This is a genomic window from Microbacterium oleivorans (assembly GCF_013389665.1).
GTDB lineage: Bacteria > Actinomycetota > Actinomycetes > Actinomycetales > Microbacteriaceae > Microbacterium > Microbacterium oleivorans_C.
On record NZ_CP058316.1, the window covers coordinates 566,083 to 583,667 of the forward strand.

Annotated in this window: 17 protein-coding genes; 3 read left to right on the plus strand and 14 right to left on the minus strand. The window is 70.7% G+C overall.

Annotation, left to right across the window (positions count from 1 at the left end):
• Positions 1–48 precede the first annotated feature (48 nt).
• From HW566_RS02690 to HW566_RS02725, 8 genes are all read right to left on the minus strand, one after another.
• On the minus strand, positions 49–3,840 hold the full coding sequence (locus HW566_RS02690) for a carbohydrate-binding protein (protein ID WP_178010184.1): 3,792 nt from the start codon (positions 3,838–3,840) through the stop codon (positions 49–51).
• A 102-nt stretch (positions 3,841–3,942) separates the two neighbouring features.
• Positions 3,943–4,365: a DUF805 domain-containing protein gene (locus HW566_RS02695; protein ID WP_178010186.1), complete on the minus strand. Its 423-nt coding sequence runs from the start codon at positions 4,363–4,365 to the stop codon at positions 3,943–3,945.
• On the minus strand, positions 4,362–4,625 hold the full coding sequence (locus tag HW566_RS02700; RefSeq protein WP_178010188.1) for a hypothetical protein: 264 nt from the start codon (positions 4,623–4,625) through the stop codon (positions 4,362–4,364). Before HW566_RS02700 ends, HW566_RS02695 begins: the two co-directional genes overlap by 4 nt.
• Before the next feature lie 69 nt (positions 4,626–4,694).
• Positions 4,695–5,039 carry a hypothetical protein gene (locus tag HW566_RS02705; RefSeq protein WP_178010190.1) on the minus strand — a complete coding sequence of 115 codons (345 nt, stop codon included), beginning with the start codon at positions 5,037–5,039 and terminating at the stop codon, positions 4,695–4,697.
• A 450-nt stretch (positions 5,040–5,489) separates the two neighbouring features.
• Positions 5,490–5,954 (minus strand): VOC family protein, encoded by a 465-nt coding sequence (locus HW566_RS02710; RefSeq protein WP_178010191.1) that lies wholly within the window; start codon positions 5,952–5,954, stop codon positions 5,490–5,492.
• Positions 5,872–6,330 (minus strand): MerR family transcriptional regulator, encoded by a 459-nt coding sequence (locus tag HW566_RS02715; RefSeq protein ID WP_178010193.1) that lies wholly within the window; start codon positions 6,328–6,330, stop codon positions 5,872–5,874. The genes HW566_RS02710 and HW566_RS02715 overlap by 83 nt, the downstream gene beginning before the upstream one ends.
• 148 nt (positions 6,331–6,478) lie before the next feature.
• On the minus strand, positions 6,479–6,898 hold the full coding sequence (locus tag HW566_RS02720) for an RHS repeat-associated core domain-containing protein (protein ID WP_178010195.1): 420 nt from the start codon (positions 6,896–6,898) through the stop codon (positions 6,479–6,481).
• 843 nt (positions 6,899–7,741) lie between these two features.
• On the minus strand, positions 7,742–8,929 hold the full coding sequence (locus HW566_RS02725; protein WP_178010197.1) for a polysaccharide pyruvyl transferase family protein: 1,188 nt from the start codon (positions 8,927–8,929) through the stop codon (positions 7,742–7,744).
• A 112-nt stretch (positions 8,930–9,041) separates the two neighbouring features.
• On the opposite strand from HW566_RS02725, the gene HW566_RS02730 reads away from it, so the two are divergent.
• Positions 9,042–11,192: a glycosyltransferase gene (locus tag HW566_RS02730; protein WP_178010199.1), complete on the plus strand. Its 2,151-nt coding sequence runs from the start codon at positions 9,042–9,044 to the stop codon at positions 11,190–11,192.
• Positions 11,189–12,472: a glycosyltransferase gene (locus HW566_RS02735; RefSeq protein WP_178010201.1), complete on the plus strand. Its 1,284-nt coding sequence runs from the start codon at positions 11,189–11,191 to the stop codon at positions 12,470–12,472. The genes HW566_RS02730 and HW566_RS02735 overlap by 4 nt, the downstream gene beginning before the upstream one ends.
• On the opposite strand, the gene HW566_RS02740 is transcribed toward HW566_RS02735, so the two are convergent.
• The 3 genes from HW566_RS02740 to HW566_RS02750 all read right to left on the minus strand — a co-directional run bounded on the left by HW566_RS02740 (position 12,451) and on the right by HW566_RS02750 (position 14,493).
• On the minus strand, positions 12,451–13,152 hold the full coding sequence (locus HW566_RS02740; protein WP_178010203.1) for a hypothetical protein: 702 nt from the start codon (positions 13,150–13,152) through the stop codon (positions 12,451–12,453). The two genes, HW566_RS02735 and HW566_RS02740, sit on opposite strands and share 22 nt — an antisense overlap.
• Positions 13,153–13,261: 109 nt before the next feature.
• The gene (locus HW566_RS02745) at positions 13,262–14,251 is read right to left on the minus strand and encodes an SRPBCC family protein (RefSeq protein ID WP_178010205.1); all 990 of its coding nucleotides are present in this window, start codon (positions 14,249–14,251) and stop codon (positions 13,262–13,264) included.
• Positions 14,248–14,493 (minus strand): helix-turn-helix domain-containing protein, encoded by a 246-nt coding sequence (locus HW566_RS02750; protein ID WP_178010207.1) that lies wholly within the window; start codon positions 14,491–14,493, stop codon positions 14,248–14,250. Before HW566_RS02750 ends, HW566_RS02745 begins: the two co-directional genes overlap by 4 nt.
• Before the next feature lie 105 nt (positions 14,494–14,598).
• Between HW566_RS02750 and HW566_RS02755 the strand changes: the two genes are divergently transcribed.
• A complete protein-coding gene (locus HW566_RS02755) occupies positions 14,599–14,892 on the plus strand; it encodes a hypothetical protein (protein ID WP_178010208.1) in 294 nt (97 codons plus the stop codon).
• Here the strand turns inward: HW566_RS02755 and HW566_RS02760 are convergent.
• The 3 genes from HW566_RS02760 to HW566_RS02770 form a co-directional block, all read right to left on the minus strand.
• On the minus strand, positions 14,879–16,522 hold the full coding sequence (locus HW566_RS02760; RefSeq protein WP_178010210.1) for an ABC-F family ATP-binding cassette domain-containing protein: 1,644 nt from the start codon (positions 16,520–16,522) through the stop codon (positions 14,879–14,881). The two genes, HW566_RS02755 and HW566_RS02760, sit on opposite strands and share 14 nt — an antisense overlap.
• An 87-nt stretch (positions 16,523–16,609) precedes the next feature.
• Entirely contained in the window at positions 16,610–16,837 is a 228-nt protein-coding gene (locus HW566_RS02765) for an RNA-binding S4 domain-containing protein (protein WP_178010212.1), read from the minus strand.
• Between the two features lie 61 nt (positions 16,838–16,898).
• Positions 16,899–17,540, minus strand: coding sequence for a hypothetical protein (locus tag HW566_RS02770; protein ID WP_178010214.1), 642 nt, complete (start codon positions 17,538–17,540; stop codon positions 16,899–16,901).
• Between the last annotated feature and the right edge of the window lie 45 nt (positions 17,541–17,585).

Here is a 17,585-nt window from a genome sequence, read left to right on the forward strand (position 1 = left end):
CGCCGGCGGGCGAGCGGAGCCGCGCCCGCGCCCGTCCGCTCGCGCCGATCACCCGCCCGCCACCGGCTCCCACGGGCCGTGGGCGTCGCCCGGCTGCTGCCCCCGCGTCCACCACCGCGCGCGCCACGCCTGATCGGCGAAGGTCACGACGTCGTCGGCGTCGTAGACCCAGGATGCCGTCCACGACCGCACGTCCGTCCCGGCAGCCGGAGCGGGCGCCCCCTCCTCCATCCACGACCCGGTCGTCGTCGCTCCCGGCACCTCGCCGCGGGTCCACCACTGCGCGACGAACGCGCGGCCCTGCGACGACACGCGGTCGCCCGCTTCGTAGACGCGCTCGGCCTCCCAGGCGGGGTCCGCACTCGGCGCCGTCCGCACCTCGCCGAAGAGCCGGAACTCGGCCACCCCGAGGATCTGCCCGTTCGCGATGCGGATGTAGCGGTACGCCGCATCGGCCGCGGCGTCCGCGACGGGCCACTGCTGCCACGCGAGCGTCTTGCCCGGTGCGGCCGGTGTCAGCCTGGTCCAGGTCTGGCCGTCGTCCGACCCCTCCAGGCGCAGGTCGGCGATGCGCGAGATGCCATAGCCGTCCTGCCGGACCAGGATCTCGGCGCCCGTGACTGAGACCGTCGTGTCCGCGCCGAAGTCCCACACGTGGCCGTAGGTTCCCGCGTTGAGGCGGTTGTCGGAATGGGTTGCGGCGTCGCCGTCGGTCATGCGCAGCGCGTGCGCCGTCCAGGCGGCGTCGACGGTTCCGTCGGGGCGCAGCACGACGGCGTCCCGCAGCGCGTCGGCGAGCGACCCGGCGTCGGTCGAGACGTACAGCGACGACCCGTCCGTGGTCGCCACGATCGGGTCGGCGGCGACACCGGCCGCGGTCGTGAAGTCGACCCGGAACGACACCGGCGCGCCGACCCCGGCGCCCTCCGGCACGGCCGCCGCGGCGACCCACTCCCCCGGGCCGGCCGAGGTGACTGTCGCCTCCTGCCCGAGCATCGACACGCGCACGTCCGTGTTGCCGGCGGGTCCGGTGAGCGTGAGCTCGACGCGATCGCCCGGCACGACCCTCCCGGCACTGCCGTCGGGCGAGGCCACGGAGACACCGTTCATCGAGCCGACCGCTTCGGTCCGCTCACCGTGGATTCGGAACTCGGCGATGCTCCAGATCCCCGGGAAGGCGGGGTCGGAGGGGACGCCGGGCTCGTCGACCCGCAGCTTGACGAAGCGGAAGCGCTCGTCGCGCAGTTCGGCGACGACCTCGAGGCGTTCGATCGCGGCATCCTGCCCGGCGTTGGGGCTCTCGGTCAGCAGCGTCCAGGTGACGCCGTCGTTCGATCCGTAGACGTTCGTGCCCTGGCTGCGGTTCGCGAAGCCGTCACGGGCCTGGATGCCGAACGCGTCGGCGCGGACACGGAACGACGGGCCGAGGTCGAACACGACCTCGCTGATGCGCTGGTCGCCCCAGTGGCTCTGGTTGTCGGCGTCGATAAGCGCCCGCAGCTGGGCGGTCGTCAGCGCGGGCGCCGTGGCTATCGCTCCGACATCGAGCGCGCCGTCCGGCAGGAGCGGATTGAGCGGCGCCAGCTGCGCCACCGCGGCAGTGAGCTGTTCGAGCAGTACCGCGAACTCCTCCGGCGCGGCACCCTGTCCCGCCTCTGCGGCCGTGCGAGCGGCATCGACCCGTGCCCAGCTCTCCGAGGTGTACGTCGCCGGCTCGCCGACACCGGACAGCGTCTGCGCGATCGCGCCCGGGCGATCGGCGGCGACCGACACCGTCACGGGAAGGGCGGTGATGGTCGTGCCGTCCGAGGCGACGACGAGCATCTCGGTGTCGCCGGTCTGCGTCGGCGTCCACGTCACCGTGCCGTCGTTCAGCTCGGCACCGGGCGGCGCGTCCTCGAGGGTCAGCTCGTCGGCGCCCTCGACGGAGAACTCCCGAGCCCAGGGCTCACCGGCGACGGCGACCACCGCGAGCGCCGGTGCGTCGGCGAAGGTCGGGGGCGACAGGACGCCGGACGCCTGCGCGAGCACCGATGCGACGTCCACCTGCGCGTCGGAGCCGGTGGCCGAGATCACCACGATGTTGTCGCCGACCGGGCCCCTGGTCTCGTCGACGTTCAGGTCGGCCCAGACGTAGCGCCACTGGCCGTGGGTGTCGGGCACCGTGATCGATGCGAACGGCGCATCGATCGCCGACCGCGCCAGCTCGAGGCGCGCCGTGCCGTCGCTGCGGACCCGGATGCCGACCGGTGCCGCCTGGGTGCGATCGCTCCACACCGCGCGTCGTACCGCGACCCGGCTCTCCTCGGCGCCGGCGTCGAGCCGTACGTACGCCGGTCCGTCGGCATCCCCGCCGCGCACCGCCCCGGCACCGATCGGCGTGCCGAACGTGTCGACCGCCAGCTCGGCGGTCGGCGGCAGCGGGGCCGCCGCTCCGGGCACCGCGGCGAGCTCCTCGGGGAACGCGACCCAGTACTCCGCGCCGGTGTAGTCCGAGCCCCGGTCGTTCCAGAAGTTCTGCACCGTCGCCCCCGAGTAGAACATCGCGCCGTCGCGGTTCTCGTACAGCTCGGCGACGTGCGGCGCCTCGGCGGCGACATCCACTCCGGCGCGATAGCGGTACTGCAGGTACGTCTCGCTCAGCGGGTCGACCAGGCGTCCGCGGTAGGCCTGCGAGATCGCGCCGCCCTCGGTTGCCGGGACGTAGGGCACCTCGTCGCCGGTCATGAAGGCGTAGAAGGTGTCGGCTCCTGCGAGGATGCGGTTGTCGAGGAACCGGTAGGGCGACACCGCGTCCGCGGCATCCGAGACCGTGCCGGCATCCGGGTCGAGCGTCGTGCCCTGGTTGTCGACGAGGCGCGCCAGGGCGATGAGCAGATCGACGTCGCCCTGACCGTGCGCCTGGTCGCGCAGCATCTCCATGTGCTGCACGAAAGGCGCACCGGTGGTGTTGCGGGGATCGTCGGCGGGGATCTCGCGGAAGATCGCGGCGAGAGCTCCGTTGACATCGCCGCCGAACAGGTCATGCTCGCTCTCGTAGCCGGCGTTGACGGTGAACCACTCGACCCGCTCGGCGTAGAGGTCGGCATCGTCGAGATAGATCGCCGCGGCGACCATGCCGATGACGCCGTAGAGGTGCTGGTTCCACAGCCGGTTGTTCGACGCGAGGAAGGTCTCGAGCACGGGGCGGATGAGGTTGGTCTCCAGCCGCTGCTCGTCCGTGTCGGTCCACGCCAGGTCGTAGCCGTCGAGGGCGGCCGACGCCGGCTCGGTGCTGCGCAGCAGCTCCGCGGCGATGAGGATGTAGTACAGCGGTACGCCGGTGTGGATGTGCGCGTCCGAGAAATAGGCGTACTTCTCGGGGTCGAGGCTGCTCCAGGTCCGCACGACGTGCAGCGCGTTCGCCCGGTACTGCTCGTCACCGGTGACGAAGTACTCCAGCGCCTGCGTCATCGCGCCGATGCCGTCGCGCAGGGCGACCGAGCGCATCCCGACGCTCGCGTAGGCGTCGTCCTTCGGCGTGTCCGAGTCGGTCTGTGCGTTCTCGGCGCGGAAGTCCCGCGCCGCGTAGCGGGTGGCGGTCATCGCCTCGTAGTAGCTGGCCCACGGCTCGGCGCCCGCCTGCACCTGCGCACGCATGTTCTCGAGGTGATCTCCGGTGAAGCCGACCCCCGGGTGCGAGAACCCGCTCTCGCTCACCGTGCGCACGAGCGCGGGCGGGGGCGGCGCCTCGGCGGCGACGGCGGGCGGGGCGGCGACGGAGCCTCCGGCCAGTCCGATCACCGCCGCGGTGACGATGGCGACGAGTGTTCTCGTGCGGTGACGCGCTGCGATCTGCATCGATCTCTTTCCGGTGGGCGCCGCTCGACGACGAGCGATCGTGTGGATAGCGTTTGCCACACCAGGATGACCGCAACACATCCCCGCGTCAAGACCCGCGGCTCAGCGCTCGACGCGCGGCCCGGGCAACGCGAGCAGCACCACGAGCCAGATGATGCCGAGGACGGGGAGGAAGATGAGGAAGAACCACGCCCCGCTGCGGCCGGTGTGATGGAGTCGACGCCACGTCACCGCCAACACCGGCAGTATCGTCACGAGCCCGAACGCGACCACGATCGCCTCGGGCAGCGTGGTGACGACGGTGCCGTCGATCGGCCGCCAGTCTCCGGTGGTCACCCCGGTGAGCACCTGCACAGCCGTCGGGAAGAGACCGACGACGAGGATCGGCCACCAGAACTCCGCGCGACTCGCGCGGCCACGGAAGCTCGCGTAGTTCTGGCAGAACCGTCGGAGAGCGATCAGCAGCGGCGCCCGGGGGAAGGGCGCATCCAGCGGCGGCTCGGTGACCGGCCGCGGAGCGGTCACGGGGTGCCGACGGGCCTCACCGACGCCCGCAGCTGATACTCGCCCGTCCACGCGCCGGTCGTCGCCGAGGAGACCGGCTTGCACGCGATGAGGATGTGGTGACCGCGCTGAGCCAGCTGGCTCTGCTTTGCTTCACATGCAGACAACGAGGTGTACAGGTACGTGCGCGCCTGCGGCGCTGCGCTGGCCGAGACCGCGGGAGTGAGCACGAGCGCGGCGCCCGCGGTGGCGGCGAGCAGGGTCTTCGTGATTCGTCGCATGCCCGCCACGGTACGTGACCGTGACGGGCTCGTCGAGGGTTACCGCCCGCGATGCGGACGACGACGGGCTCAGGCCGGAGGGGCGGTCTCGCGGTGATCGACGCCCTTGGCTTCGAAGAACGCGCACAGGTCCGCCGCGGTGTTCAGCTCGGCGGTGAGGGCGTAGACCTCGTCGTGCGAGAGGGCGATCTCGTCGGGCTGGGGCTCGAACACGACCCGCCACTGCGGGTCTCCGGGGATCGGCGGCCGGGCGTAGATCGTGGTCGACGCGTTCCGCAGCGGCACGATGACGAGACCGCCGTCCTCGCCGTCGGAACTGTCCTGGATGGCGACCTTGATCAGATCGCCGCCACTGTGAGTGCGGGTGAACTCCGCGATCCACTGCTCGAGTGTTTCCCTGCTGCGAAACGGCATCCGTGCTTTTCCTACCCACCCCGTCGAGCCAGGCGATGACGGCTCGTTTCAGGCTGAGAGTAGCACCCGGAAACCGTGATTTCTCCTGATGCGGGGTACGATCCGCACCGATCCGCGGGTGTCACGCGGAGAATTGATGGACTCAGGACATTTATCGCGGCCAGATGCCCGCACCTCAGCGATGAGCGCCGGCGGCGCTGCGCCTCGACGAACTGCTCCAACAGCTCTGCGCAGCGCTCCTCGATGTTGAACGTCTCAGCCACGATGACCCCCATCGTCAGTTTCCCGTCTCGCGTTCGCACCGAAACCGGTCGTGGCACGCTTCGGCTCTGATGGGTCTTCGGCACAGGGTTTCGGCACGGCGTGTCGCCGGCGGCGCCGGTTCGACACGGCTCGTGCCGAAATCGATCAGTTTCGAGCGATTGCGGATATCTACAACTGAGCAGGCCTTTAACGATCGCGAGCGTCGTCGGTTGTGAACCCCTCTCGCATCTGCCGTTCCTGCAAGGTTTCTAGCTCCTGGAAGAACGTGACTTGCCAGCCTGCTGGTCCCTGTACTCGCGCGTTGAGGGAACGGAAGGGCGTGGGTGTTGGAGCCGCGAGGATGCCTGCGCCAGCTTCAGCGGCTGCGGACACAGCCTCGGTGGTGTCATCGACTTCGAGCGCGATGCGCAAGGCCGGTCCACGCGCGGGAGGCATTCCCTCGATTTCGTCGATGTTCTTCACGTGAGTTCGGGTGGCGAGTTCGATAGTTGCTACACCGGCATGGAGGATTGCGACGCGATCGTCGCCGTCCGTGGCGAATGCGACCTGCTCGGGCATACCGAGTACGTCACGGTAGAACCGAAGCGCCGTGTCGAAGTCGTCGGTCTCGATGATCAAACGTAGCTGTTTCGGGGTTGTGGAATTCGTCATACTCCTCACCCTGACTGCTGACGTGCACGTGAGGTGCAAGACCCCACCGGGAACGAAGCGCAGTCAGCCGCTGCACTTCCTCCTTGATCGCCCGCTGCTCACTGAGCAAGCGCTCCTCAGCTGCGTCGACGGCCGCCTGCAGCGCACCGGCCGACATTTCCGGATCGGACAGAACCGGAAGCAATGTAGCGATCACCGAACTACAAAAGCCAGCCGCAATCAAGTCTTGAATAGTCCTGATGATTTCCTCGTGCTGGGGGCTGTAGATCCGCTGCCCCGCAGCCGTCCGGTGCGGCGTAAGCAACCCTTGTTCCTCGTAGTACCGAAGCGCCCTCACGCTTGCTCCGGTCCTGGCCGCCAACTCTCCAATACGCATGACCCGATCCTCGCTCATCTCGCCCACCGTCTGCGATCTTCCCGAAACTGCGGATCGAAATCGCACGTCCCGTAACTGGGATTCGATACGGGATACGTTTTCGCGCGCTACTTCTCGCCCAGCCACGTCGCGTGCCGCAAACGATCGTTTACGGCGGAGGCCGCGCTGCCTCGTGAGCCGCACCGAAGACTCTCACCGCCGTGCTAGCCCGGCCGGTTGGGTCGGTGTTGTTGATGGGGTCGGCGCCGGCGTATGCGTAGCGGTTGGCGTTGTTGGGGTCGATGGGTGCGTCGAGGGTGTCTTGCTGGGTCCACCGGCCGATGGTGGTGTTGTACCAGCGGTTGCCGAAGAGGATCCATCCGGTGGCACGGTCTTGGATGCCGCCCTTGAACAGGAACGGGTTTTGGGAGGTGCCGGCGCCGCCGCTGGTGGAGGTGAGGGTGGGGAGCCCGTACGGGTCGTACTGGTAGGTGTATCCGGTGCCGCCGATGTCGCGGACGATGGCGGTGGGGTTCCCGAGTCCGTCGTAGACGTAGAGGGTGACGGTGCTGGTGGAGGTGCGAAGCATCAGCGGCTGCCCTGTCACCGGGTCGTTCTCCAGACACGCCGTCACGGATCCGATCTGCGCCTGCTCGAGAATGGGGAGGCCGACCTGGTTGGTGCGGCCGTAGGTGAGTTTCCGGGTCCCGGTTTCGTCTTGCTGCTGCAGAATCTCGACCTGGCTGGTCCCGGCGTACTTGTACGTGAACGTTCCGGCGCCGGAGGATCTGGTCTTCGTCCTCGCGAGGTTGGAGGAGGGTAGCGCCGTTGAGCTCGAGATCTTGGCGGACGAGGACCTGCACCCGCAGACGCGGCACGAACAGGATGAAAGTCTGAAGTTCGGACAATCAGCGGTCGCGGAGATCAGTCGGCTCATTGGCTGATCGAGCCGCACCGCTAGCGACATCCGTATCCCGTCGCTCCTGCAGGGGCTCGACAAGCTTCGCGGCAACAGCGTCTTGGCCCCACGCAAATCGTTAGTCGGCTTGTTCCTCAACGACCACGATCGAGACCACCTGAACCGACGATTCATCTTCTCCTGGGTGAGGGGCCAGCTCCTGGACAGACGGGTCCTCGAACCCCCGCTCGGCCTGGGGCACCCCGAGGTTCCGCAATTCTTGTTCGCGACTGTAGGTCTCTGGACTGTGTTCCATGGGCTCCCCCGATGATTACCTTGCACGCCGAACGTCCACCGCGAAGCCGGAACCGGGCTCACCGACCCACTTGTGGGGGTCAGGGAACTGTGAGCCTCACTGATCCACACCCGGCTGCGTCACACCCGGCTGACCCAAGCCCGACCCAGGATGCGGTGAAGCACTGCCGGATCGATATCGGCGATCCGCGAGCGGTGGATCGTCGACACTCTTCGACGTCACCCGGCGGGCGCGAAGGCCGCGGCGACGGTGTCCCACCACGCGGCTGCGTCGGCGCGATGCGCCTCGCGCCGCGCGTCGGCGCGCTCTGCGATATCGGAGCGCGCAGCGTCCAGTTCCTCCACGCGACGGGGCACGTCGGCGAGCTCGTCGAGATCGACCACCGCATCCTGACCCCAGTGCCCGAGGGCGCCCGTGAGCTTGATGCGGGTGTAGTCGTCGGCGGCGAGCCCGAGCACGGGCACCCCGGCGGGCGCGGCGAAGACGGCGGGGTGATAACGGCTGCTGATGAGCAGACGTGCACGGCGGGCGAGCTCGGCCGATCGGCGCGAGTCGCCGCTGGGCACCACCCGCGAGGGGCGTCGCATCCGCGCGCGCACCCGTTCGTGAAGCGCCGCGTCACCCGAGGCGGGGCCCTGATCGATGGGGCCGAAATGGGCGTGGAAGACGACGGGCCCGACCGACGCGGATGCGGCGTCGAGCAGTTCGGCGATGCCCTGCTCGACCGTCTCGGCGGGGCGACCCGCGAACCACCCCGAGAGGCTCACGACGACATCGCCGCTCGCGTTCGAGCGGTCGGCGTCGTCTGGCCCGCCGGCGAGGAACGATGCGTCGTCGACGCCGACGCGGACGCGCGCATCCCAGCCGCGGGCGAGCGCCGCAGAGTCGTGCTCGCGCACGCCCGTCCACGCGGCATGGCACGTGAGCTCCGCGACCACCTCGTCGTCGCCGTCGTGCAGGTCGGGGCCGAAGGTCTGACCCGTGACGACGACGGGCAGACCGCGCGTCCGCGCCATGGCGGCGAGGGTCGAGCGTTCGAACACGTGCACGGGCCAGCGCGAGGCCAGATTGCCGCCCCCGGCGATCAGCACGCCGCTCGCGGAGTCGAGGGCGGCGAGCGCTTCCACCGCCGGGTCGTCGGCCGCAAGGGTCACTCCCCCGGCCGCCGCCACCCGTAGCAGCGCCGCACGCTCGCGCGCCGCCGCACGGTCGAGGCCCGCGAAGCCCAGCCGCGCCACGGTCGGCACGCGATATCTCTCCGACGACTCGGCGGGGTTCGCCGACACCCCGACGACCGCTGCGCCGCGTGCTGCCAGTTCGTCGACAGCGGCTTCGAACATAGCCTCGTCGCCGATGTGGATGATGCCCTCGGTCACCCCGATGTCGCCGATGGTCAGAATGCTCACTTCTCGCCTTTCGCGGCGCACGCCGCGGGCGCCCCGTCAACCGTATGCCCCGTTCACCGGGCGCCGTTACGCTATCGCTCGGCGCTCTTCCCCGGCGTCGGACGGAGGAGCTATGGGCATCCAGACGGCGATGGACCGCCTCACCGATTCCGCGACGATCGTGGCCGCGTTGCGCGCCGCCGACGACGTCGCCTTCGAGGCCGGACGCGACCCCGGTCTTCGTACGCTGCGCGTGCTGCAGGCGGCGCTCGTGGGCGACGACGACATCGCGGCGATCGCCGCCGTGCACGCGCTCGCCGAGATGCACGACGAGGCCGCCGCGCGCCTGCTCGTTTCACTGCTGCACGACCCGCGCGCCTGGATCGTCGAGCACGCGGCGTGGGCGTTGTCTCGCCGTCCCGTGCGCGCCGAGGCCGTCGGCAGGCTGATCGCGCTGGTGATCGAGGGCGGTTTCGCCGGCATGCTCGCCCAGCACACGATCGAGAAGTGGTCGGTCGAGGGCGGCGACCTGCTCGCCGTCGCCCTCGAGTCGGCCGCGCTCGGCGTACTCTCCGACGACGCCCGCGCCCGCATCGTCGAGACCCTCGGTCTCGTGCGCGTCCCACTCACGCTGCCGCTGCTGCGCCGTGCCGCCGCCGACGCGGGGCAGGCGGCATCCGTGCGCGGTGCCGCGGTCGCCGCCCTCGGACAGCGCTCGGATGCTGCCGCCACCGCCCTGCTCGAACGCCTGGTGTCGGACGGCGGGTCGCTCGGCGCGCTGGCGCGCCTGTCTCTCATCGACGCGGAGCCCGCACCCCCCGCTTCCGACGATGACGGCCTGAGCGTCGCGCAGCTGTTCCTGCACGCCGACATCGATCCGTCGCTGGCCACCGCCGGCGCGGGCGACAACGGGGGCATCGCAACGCTGCTCGTGCGTCTCGGTGACGCGCTCGTCGCGCGAGGCGCCGCCGGCGACGGGGTGCGCCGGGTTCTCACGCTCTCGCGCGGCACCGTATCGGAGGCTGGCCCCGACCTGCTGCACGTGGCCGGCACGAGCGAGGGGCACGTGTACGGGCGCATCCCACTCGATGAGATCCCGCCGTCGTCGAGCGCGGCCTGGCCGCTGCGCGTGACGGTGCGCCGCGGCATCCGGCGCCTCCTGCGCGCGGCCGGCCGCGTCGACGTGCTGCACCTGCGCATGGCCGATGTCGGGAGTCTCGCGGCCGCCGACGTGGCACGCGAACTCGGCATCCCCACGGTCTTCACCGTCGCCCCCGACCCGCACAGCGTGATCGCCTCGCTCGAGCGGTCGGGCCGCCTCACGCGCACCGATTTCGGCGCGGCGGACGCGAGCGAGCATTACTGGTTCCGCGCGCGGCTCGTGCAGAGCCTGGCGGCGTCGGCGTCGCATTCGGTGCTGTTCCCGCGCCCCGATCTGGTGACCGACATGCGCGAGCTCGTGGGCATGGACCTCACGGCCCGCCCCGAGCGGCACAGCGTCGTGGCGGAGGGCGTCGATCTCGACGTCGTCGATGCGGCGGTCGCGACCGCTCGTCGCGTGGCCGCGGGCGCGGCGCCCACGGCCGCCCTCGCCGAGCTCGGCGAGCTGTTGTCACTGCTTCCGCCCGAGCGACGCGGCCTGCCACTGCTCGTGAGCGTGGGGCGCCTGAACCGCGTGAAGGGCATGGCACCGCTCGTGCGCACGTGGGCCGAGAGTGCGCTCGCGGATGCTGCCAACCTGCTCGTCGTCGGCGGCGACCTGGCCGCGCCCTCGGATGAGGAGCGCGAGCAGTTGGCCGCGATCGACGCCATCATCGCCCCCGCCGATCGCGCGTCCCGCGGCCTGATCGTGCCCGGCCACCGACCCAACGGCGTCGCCGCCGAGTGGCTCGCGGCCGCGCGCTTCGGCCTGCCCGGGTTCGCCGCCGCGGGCGGGGCGTACGTCTGCGCGAGCGTCAAGGAGGAGTTCGGTCTGGCGATCCTCGAGGCGATGGCCACCGGGCTCGTCGTCGTCGCCCCCGATGCGGGAGGCCCCGCAACCTACGTCGTCGACGGCGACCTCGGCTTCCTCGCTCCTACGGCTGATCCGGCTCGCCTGGGCGAGGCGATCACGCGTGCGCTCGCTCGGGCCGCCGAGCCCGACGCCGATCGGGCTGAGCGCTCGTACCGGCTCGTCGCCGAGCGGTTCACGATCCAGGGCATGGCCGCGACTCTCGCACCGGTGTACGCCTCGGTCACCCGCGCCGAGACGGCGCTGCGCCGTGCGGCGGAGCTGCTCGCATGAGCGTGCTCGTCATCAGCCCCGACTACGCCTCGCACCTGCTGCCGATGGCGAGCCTCGCAACGGCCTGGCAGGCCGCAGGCGAGGACGTCGTCGTCGCGACGGGCGAGGCCACCGCCCCGATCGTGGCGCGTTTCGGCTATCGACGAGAGCATCTGCCCCTCGGACGCGGCGCCAACGCGGGGGTCATCCGCTCGGCCGAGCAGGAGGCGGCCGAGGCCGCGTCTCTCGAGGGGTTCTTCGCCGCGACCCGCGAGGGCATGGTCGAGACCCTTGCCTACCAGGCCCGCGAGCGCCTGACCGACCTCATGTGGCGCCCGGTCGACCGGGCGCGGGCGACCCTCTCGCTCATCGAGCGCGTGCAGCCCGACACGATCCTCGTCGACCACCTGGCCTTCGGCGCGCGGCTCGCGCTGCACACGGCGGGCATCGCCTACAACGACGTCGTGCTCGGTCACCCCACCGCCCTGCCCGTCGCGGGCGAGGTGTACGGCTACCCGCCCGCGTGGCCCGCCGCCTTCTCGCCCGACCCCGCCGCACTCGCCGCGCTGCGCACCCTGTGCGACGACGTCGCCGAGCGCTTCGCCGCGCAGTGGAACACGGCGGCGGCCGAGCTGGATGCTGCTGTGCCGGCCGTCGACGACGCCTTCGCGCTGCACGGCGGCACCGTGCTTTACAACTACCCGGGCGCCCTCGCCGCGGGCGACGGGCGCGTGCTGCCGCCACACCGCTTCCTCGGCTGGACCCCGCGCGACGAGGACGCGGCCGGGGTCGAGGGCTGGATCGCCGAGGCCGGCCCGTTCGTCTACGTGAGCTTCGGCAGCTTCCTCTCGGTGCGCGGCGACGTGCTCGCCCGCGTGGCGGCGGCGCTGCGGCGCGCGGGCCTGCGCGCCGCGATCGCCACCGGAACGACGCCGCCCGACGAACTCGGTCCGATTCCCGGCGACTGGCTCGTCGCGCCGTACCTGCCACAGGTGCGTCTGCTCGCGGCGGCAGCCGCAGTGGTCACGCACGGGGGCAACAACTCCGTCACCGAGGCGTTCGGTCAGGCCGTTCCGATGCTCGTGCTGCCGTTCTCGACCGACCAGTTCGCCGGGGCGGCTGCGATCGAACGCACCGGTGTCGGCCTCGCGCTCGACCCGAACACCGCCGACGTCGACGCTCTCGCCGCGGCGCTCGGCACGCTGAGCGATCCGCAGTTCGCCGGGCGCGCCGTGCTCGCCGAGGCGGCGGGCGACCAGCGCCCTGGTCCTGCCCTCGCCTACGAGACGCTATCGCGCTGAGTGGCGACGAGCGCTGCCATCGCGGCCTCATCACCCGCCGCATCCCGGTATCGCTGCATCCGTTCAGCGTTCGCGTCGTAGGCGGCACCGGCACGCACCTCGCCGACGTGATGCAGCGCGTACACCCGGCCGCGGTGACGCGCGGGGGCGCTGCCGAGGAGCGTGGTGTGTGCGAGGTACCACGCCGCGTCTTCGAAGCCCCACCCGCGGAAGCCCTCGTCCTGCCCGCCGTGAGCGCTCCACACCCGGGGTGTCGCGACATACACTCCCGAGCACGCGCCCTCGACGTACTGCTCGACCGTGCAGTCCTCGAGCGCCACACCGGCTCCGTACTCGGCCGAACCCGATGCGCCCAGCCAGCGGTACTCGTCGTACGGCAGCTGCACGAACGGACTCGTGACCGCCGCGCGGATCGCGGCGACGAGCGGTTCGCGCTCGGGGATCGTGTCGGCGTCGCCGATCACGATGACCTCGTCGTCAGCCGCGGCGCGCATCGCGGCGTTGCGGCACGCGGCCAGCACGAACGGCGTGTCGTCGGTGTCGACCGTGTGCAGCGGCACCTCGGGCAGTGCCGAGCGGTACCACGACACGACCCGTTCGAACGCGTCGATGCGGGAGGGCGCTGGGCGCCAGGGGATGACGATCTTCGTGGCGGGCAGCGGAGGCGTCGTAGCGGTCATGCAATTCCTTTCGCGCCGAGCCTACGCGCTGCGACCACCCGAGTCCCCCTGTCCAGAATCGCCGCCAGGCGGATGGACGAGGACCTCACCGAGCAGGAGCTCGAGCAGTTCAGCGGAAGAGGCGCCCGATCCCGGCGCCGAGCTGCGAGATCTGCATCCAGATCGCGAACCGGTGCAGCGGTCTCATCAACCACCGCCGCAGCGGCTTCGGACGGCGACCGGGGTTGCGCTCCCACGCCAGGGCGACGCGCAGGTGCGTTCCGCCCGCCGTCGGTTCGAGCTCGATCCGGACGCGGCGCGTGTTCGCATCGGACGCGTCGGGCCACGTCGTGGCCCACTCGATCGCTCGCTGCGGCACCAGGTCGACGACCTCCACCCGGGAACGCCTCCGCTCGGGCCTCGCGCGCATCGGGGTGCCGTCTTCCTCGGTGTCGGCGATCCGCATCGTCCAGCTCGCGCCGATCGCCGCCTCGGTCGGCGCGTCCTCGACGCAGACCGGCCCGCGGTCCCACTCGGGCATGCGCGCCGGGTCGGCGAGGAGGCTCCACACCTCGACGAGCGGCGCCGAGACGTAGCTCTCGCCCACTCCCGACAGCGACCGCGCATCGATGGCGTGGCGGGGCGGGGCCGGGTACCGCTCGAGCTCGTCGAGCAGGCCGGCGATCTGCTCGGGAGTCGCGCCGAGACGGCGTACGATCGCCTCGATCAGCCCGCTGCGCTCGCGGACGAGCTCCCGCAGCACGGCCGACGCGTCACCGCGCTTCTTGCCCTTGTTCGCCCGTTGCAGCAGGGTGAGGGCGCGCTCGCTCCATGAGAACTCGCCGGAATCGGGAAAGGTGATGCGGCCGGGCCCGGGCGCATCGGCCTGGATGCCGAGAGATGCGAGCTGGTCGGCGTGCTGAGCCGCCACGGCCTCGCGGGCGCCGTCGATGGTGATGCCGAGGCTTCGCAGCACCTGGCCGGCGACCTGCTCGTTCACGACGAGCGCGAGGAACATGTCGTCGATGTCGCCGGTGTGCTCGCCGCGCCGGGATGCCTCCTCGGCTGCGGTCATCGACAGTGTCTGCATCGTCGCTGCTGCGACGGTGAACGTGCTCATCGGGTCCTCCTCGGAACGGCGATCGACGCATCGATGCGCTTGGCGTACTTCTTGTGCACCGCCTGGCGCGACACCCCCAGCGCCTCGGCGATGTCCTGCCAGCTCATGCCGGCGCGCAGCCCCGCCTCGACCTGCGCGAGCTCGAGGCGCTCGGTCATGGCGCGTAGCGATGCGATGGCGCGAAGGCCTGCGCGCGGGTCACGCGTGTCAGCGGCGACCCCGGCGACTCGTGTGGATTCCATGACAGCAACCTAGGTTGCTAACCGGGATGTTGTCAACCTCGGTTGCTCGATGGTCGCGGCAGGTGGCCGTTCTCTTCGCGGGGTCGCGCCCGATAGCGTTGACAGATGAGCTCCGTGATCCCGCGCGTCGTCCCCGTCCGAGGCGGCGACGTTCAGCCCACGGGATCCTGGCTCTATGTGTGGATGGATGTCGACACGGGCGAGATCGCATACGTGGGCGGGACGGGCTACGACCCGGAGCTGCGCGCGTATCTTCACGTCCGGAGTGAGGATCGTCGGCTCGGACGGGTGCGAGCGACCGTTCCCCGATACGACGAGCGCGACTTCGACGTCGACCCACCCTCCCGTTCGACGGGCGAGCTCACACGCCCCGCCGACGCCGTGCTCAGGCCTCGGTGACCTGGCCACCCTCGACGTGCCACCGGCGGTTGGTGCTCACGGCATCCAGCATCCGCCGGTCGTGGGTCACCAGCAGCAGGGTGCCGTCGTACGACTCGATCGCCTGTTCGAGCTGTTCGATGGCGGGCAGGTCGAGGTGGTTGGTCGGTTCGTCGAGCACGAGCACGTTCACCCCGCGCGCCTGCAGCAGCGCCAGCCCGGCGCGGGTGCGCTCCCCCGGTGACAGCTCGTCGACGGCGCGCGTGACGTGGTCGGCCTTGAGCCCGAACTTCGCCAGCAGTGTGCGGACGTCGCCGGAGGCCATCTCGGGCACGAGCGCCTCGAACGCGTCGGCGAGGGGCTGGGCGCCGACCAGCAGCGACCGGGCCTGGTCGATCTCGCCGATGCTGACGCTGGAGCCGAGGCTCGCCGCGCCCTCGTCGGGAGTCTGACGACCGAGCATCGTCCGCAGCAGCGTCGACTTGCCGGCGCCGTTGGGCCCGGTGATGCCGATCCGGTCGCCGGCGTTGACCTGCAGCGACACCGGCCCGAGCGTGAAGTCGCCCTGCCGGACGACCGCGGAGCTCAGCGTCGACACGACCGAGCTCGAGCGGGGCGCCGAGCCGATCGTGAACTCGAGCTGCCACTCCTTGCGGGGCTCGTCGACTTCGTCGAGCCGGGCGATGCGGCTCTCCATCTGACGCACCTTCTGCGCCTGCTTCTCGCTCGACTCCGTCGCGGCCTTGCGCCGGATCTTGTCGTTGTCGGGGCTCTTCTTCATCGCGTTGCGCACGCCCTGGCTCGACCACTCGCGCTGCACACGCGCCCGGGCGACGAGGTCGGCCTTCTTGCCCGCGAACTCGTCGTACTTCTCACGGGCGTGACGCCGCACGGTCGCGCGCTCGTCGAGGTAGGCGTCGTAGCCGCCGCCGTAGATGCGGTGGGAGTTCTGCGCCAGGTCGAGCTCGAGCACCCGCGTGACGCTGCGCGCGAGGAACTCGCGGTCGTGGCTGACGAGCACGACTCCCCCGCGCAGCCCGTTCACGAACGCCTCGAGCCGCTCCAGGCCGTCGAGGTCGAGGTCGTTGGTCGGCTCGTCGAGCAGCACGATGTCGAAGCGCGAGAGCAGCAGAGCGGCGAGTCCGACCCGCGCCGCCTGCCCGCCCGAGAGCGACGTCATCAGGATGCCGTCGGCGTCGAGCTCGAGCCCCAGATCGGCGAGCACCGCAGGCACCCGGTCATCGAGGTCGGCCGCGCCGCTCGCGAGCCAGCGTTCGAGGGCGGTGGCGTACCGGTCGTCGGCGCCGGGGATCGAGGGATCACCGAGGGCGGATGCCGCGGCATCCATCTCGGCCGTCGCCTCGGCGCACCCGGTGCGGCGGGCGATGTAGGCGGTGACCGTCTCGCCCGCGACGCGTTCGTGCTCCTGCGGCAGCCAGCCGACGAACGCGTCGGACGGTGCGAGGCTGACCGAGCCCGCCTGGGGTGCGTCGTGGCCGGCGAGGATGCGGAGGAGCGTCGATTTGCCGGCGCCGTTGGCGCCGACGACGCCGACGACATCACCCGGACTGACGGTGAGGTCGACGCCGTCGAAGAGGGTGCGGTGGCCGTACCCGCCGGCGAGGCCCTGAGCGACGAGAGTTGCGGTCACTGATCGATTCTCGCACCCGGGCGCTGTGGCGCTCGCCCGCCCTGGGGTCGGCCAGTGGCTAACGGGACATGAACCCGTTACCCCCGTTTACGGGCTGACGCGGACGGAGCGCCCGTCGTAGGTGACGACATCGCCCGTCTGCAACTGGCGTCCGCGTCGGCGGTCGACCTCGCCGTTGACGGTCACGAAGCCGTCGATGATGGCCTCTTTCACGTCGCCGCCCGAATCGAGCAGGCCCGCGAACTTCATGAACTGGCCGAGGCGGATGCCGTCGCTCCCGATCGAGACGTCGCTGATCCGGGGTGCTCTGGCCATGCGGAAATGCTAGCCGAGGGACGAAGCGCGGAGGATCATGACCGCTCTGACGCCGACTGGTTCACCCCGCCGGTGCCACCACTGCAGCAACAGCGTCTGCAGCAACGTTGACGGAGGTCGTGGGGCCGACCATCGTGCCGTGGACGATCGCCCAGACGTCGTCGGCGAATGCGTACCCGAGGTAGGTGCCGAGGCCTTCCGGGATGCCCCGGGAGAACATGGCGATGTCGCCGCGCGTCGTGTGCTCGTATTCGTCTGATGCAGTCAGGGCGCTGACGAGCTCCGACGCCGCGTCTGCGTCGACGTCGAGAACCATGACGGAGAAGCCTCCATCGGTTTGGGGAATGCCGTACGTGCAGCCCACCACATCCGTTGCGGCTTCGAACAAGTCTTGTGCTGCGGACCCCAGCGCGTCCGGCGTCTCGGTGATCTCGAGGGGATTCGCGCCTTCGACCCGGTCGTCGTTGACGGACACCCGCACCTGCTCGATGCCCATGAGGTTCGCGCAATCCGGGAACGCGGCCCGTTGCGAAGGAGGCGTGACATCCGGCTCCGCCGTCGGGCTTGCGGCACCCGTGCCGGGAGTCTCGCGGGAGTCGGTCGGCGAGGGGGAAGAGTCCACGTCATCGACCTGGCCCGCGCAGCCACTCACCATCACCAGCAGGAATGAGAGCACCGCTACGCGGAAGATGCGTGACGACATGCGTCGACCTTATCGGCGGCGCTCTCACGAACGCATATGCGCTCG

What these genes read in the sequence shown, in the direction of transcription:
- HW566_RS02690 (WP_178010184.1), bottom strand. Translation starts at nt 3,840, where the DNA reads ATGCAGATCGCAGCGCGTCACCGCACGAGAACACTCGTCGCCATCGTC.
- HW566_RS02700 (WP_178010188.1), bottom strand. Translation starts at nt 4,625, where the DNA reads ATGCGACGAATCACGAAGACCCTGCTCGCCGCCACCGCGGGCGCCGCG.
- HW566_RS02705 (WP_178010190.1), bottom strand. Translation starts at nt 5,039, where the DNA reads ATGCCGTTTCGCAGCAGGGAAACACTCGAGCAGTGGATCGCGGAGTTC.
- HW566_RS02710 (WP_178010191.1), bottom strand. Translation starts at nt 5,954, where the DNA reads ATGACGAATTCCACAACCCCGAAACAGCTACGTTTGATCATCGAGACC.
- HW566_RS02715 (WP_178010193.1), bottom strand. Translation starts at nt 6,330, where the DNA reads ATGCGTATTGGAGAGTTGGCGGCCAGGACCGGAGCAAGCGTGAGGGCG.
- HW566_RS02720 (WP_178010195.1), bottom strand. Translation starts at nt 6,898, where the DNA reads ATGCTTCGCACCTCCACCAGCACCGTCACCCTCTACGTCTACGACGGA.
- HW566_RS02730 (WP_178010199.1), top strand. Translation starts at nt 9,042, where the DNA reads ATGGGCATCCAGACGGCGATGGACCGCCTCACCGATTCCGCGACGATC.
- HW566_RS02735 (WP_178010201.1), top strand. Translation starts at nt 11,189, where the DNA reads ATGAGCGTGCTCGTCATCAGCCCCGACTACGCCTCGCACCTGCTGCCG.
- HW566_RS02740 (WP_178010203.1), bottom strand. Translation starts at nt 13,152, where the DNA reads ATGACCGCTACGACGCCTCCGCTGCCCGCCACGAAGATCGTCATCCCC.
- HW566_RS02745 (WP_178010205.1), bottom strand. Translation starts at nt 14,251, where the DNA reads ATGAGCACGTTCACCGTCGCAGCAGCGACGATGCAGACACTGTCGATG.
- HW566_RS02750 (WP_178010207.1), bottom strand. Translation starts at nt 14,493, where the DNA reads ATGGAATCCACACGAGTCGCCGGGGTCGCCGCTGACACGCGTGACCCG.
- HW566_RS02755 (WP_178010208.1), top strand. Translation starts at nt 14,599, where the DNA reads ATGAGCTCCGTGATCCCGCGCGTCGTCCCCGTCCGAGGCGGCGACGTT.
- HW566_RS02765 (WP_178010212.1), bottom strand. Translation starts at nt 16,837, where the DNA reads ATGGCCAGAGCACCCCGGATCAGCGACGTCTCGATCGGGAGCGACGGC.
- HW566_RS02770 (WP_178010214.1), bottom strand. Translation starts at nt 17,540, where the DNA reads ATGTCGTCACGCATCTTCCGCGTAGCGGTGCTCTCATTCCTGCTGGTG.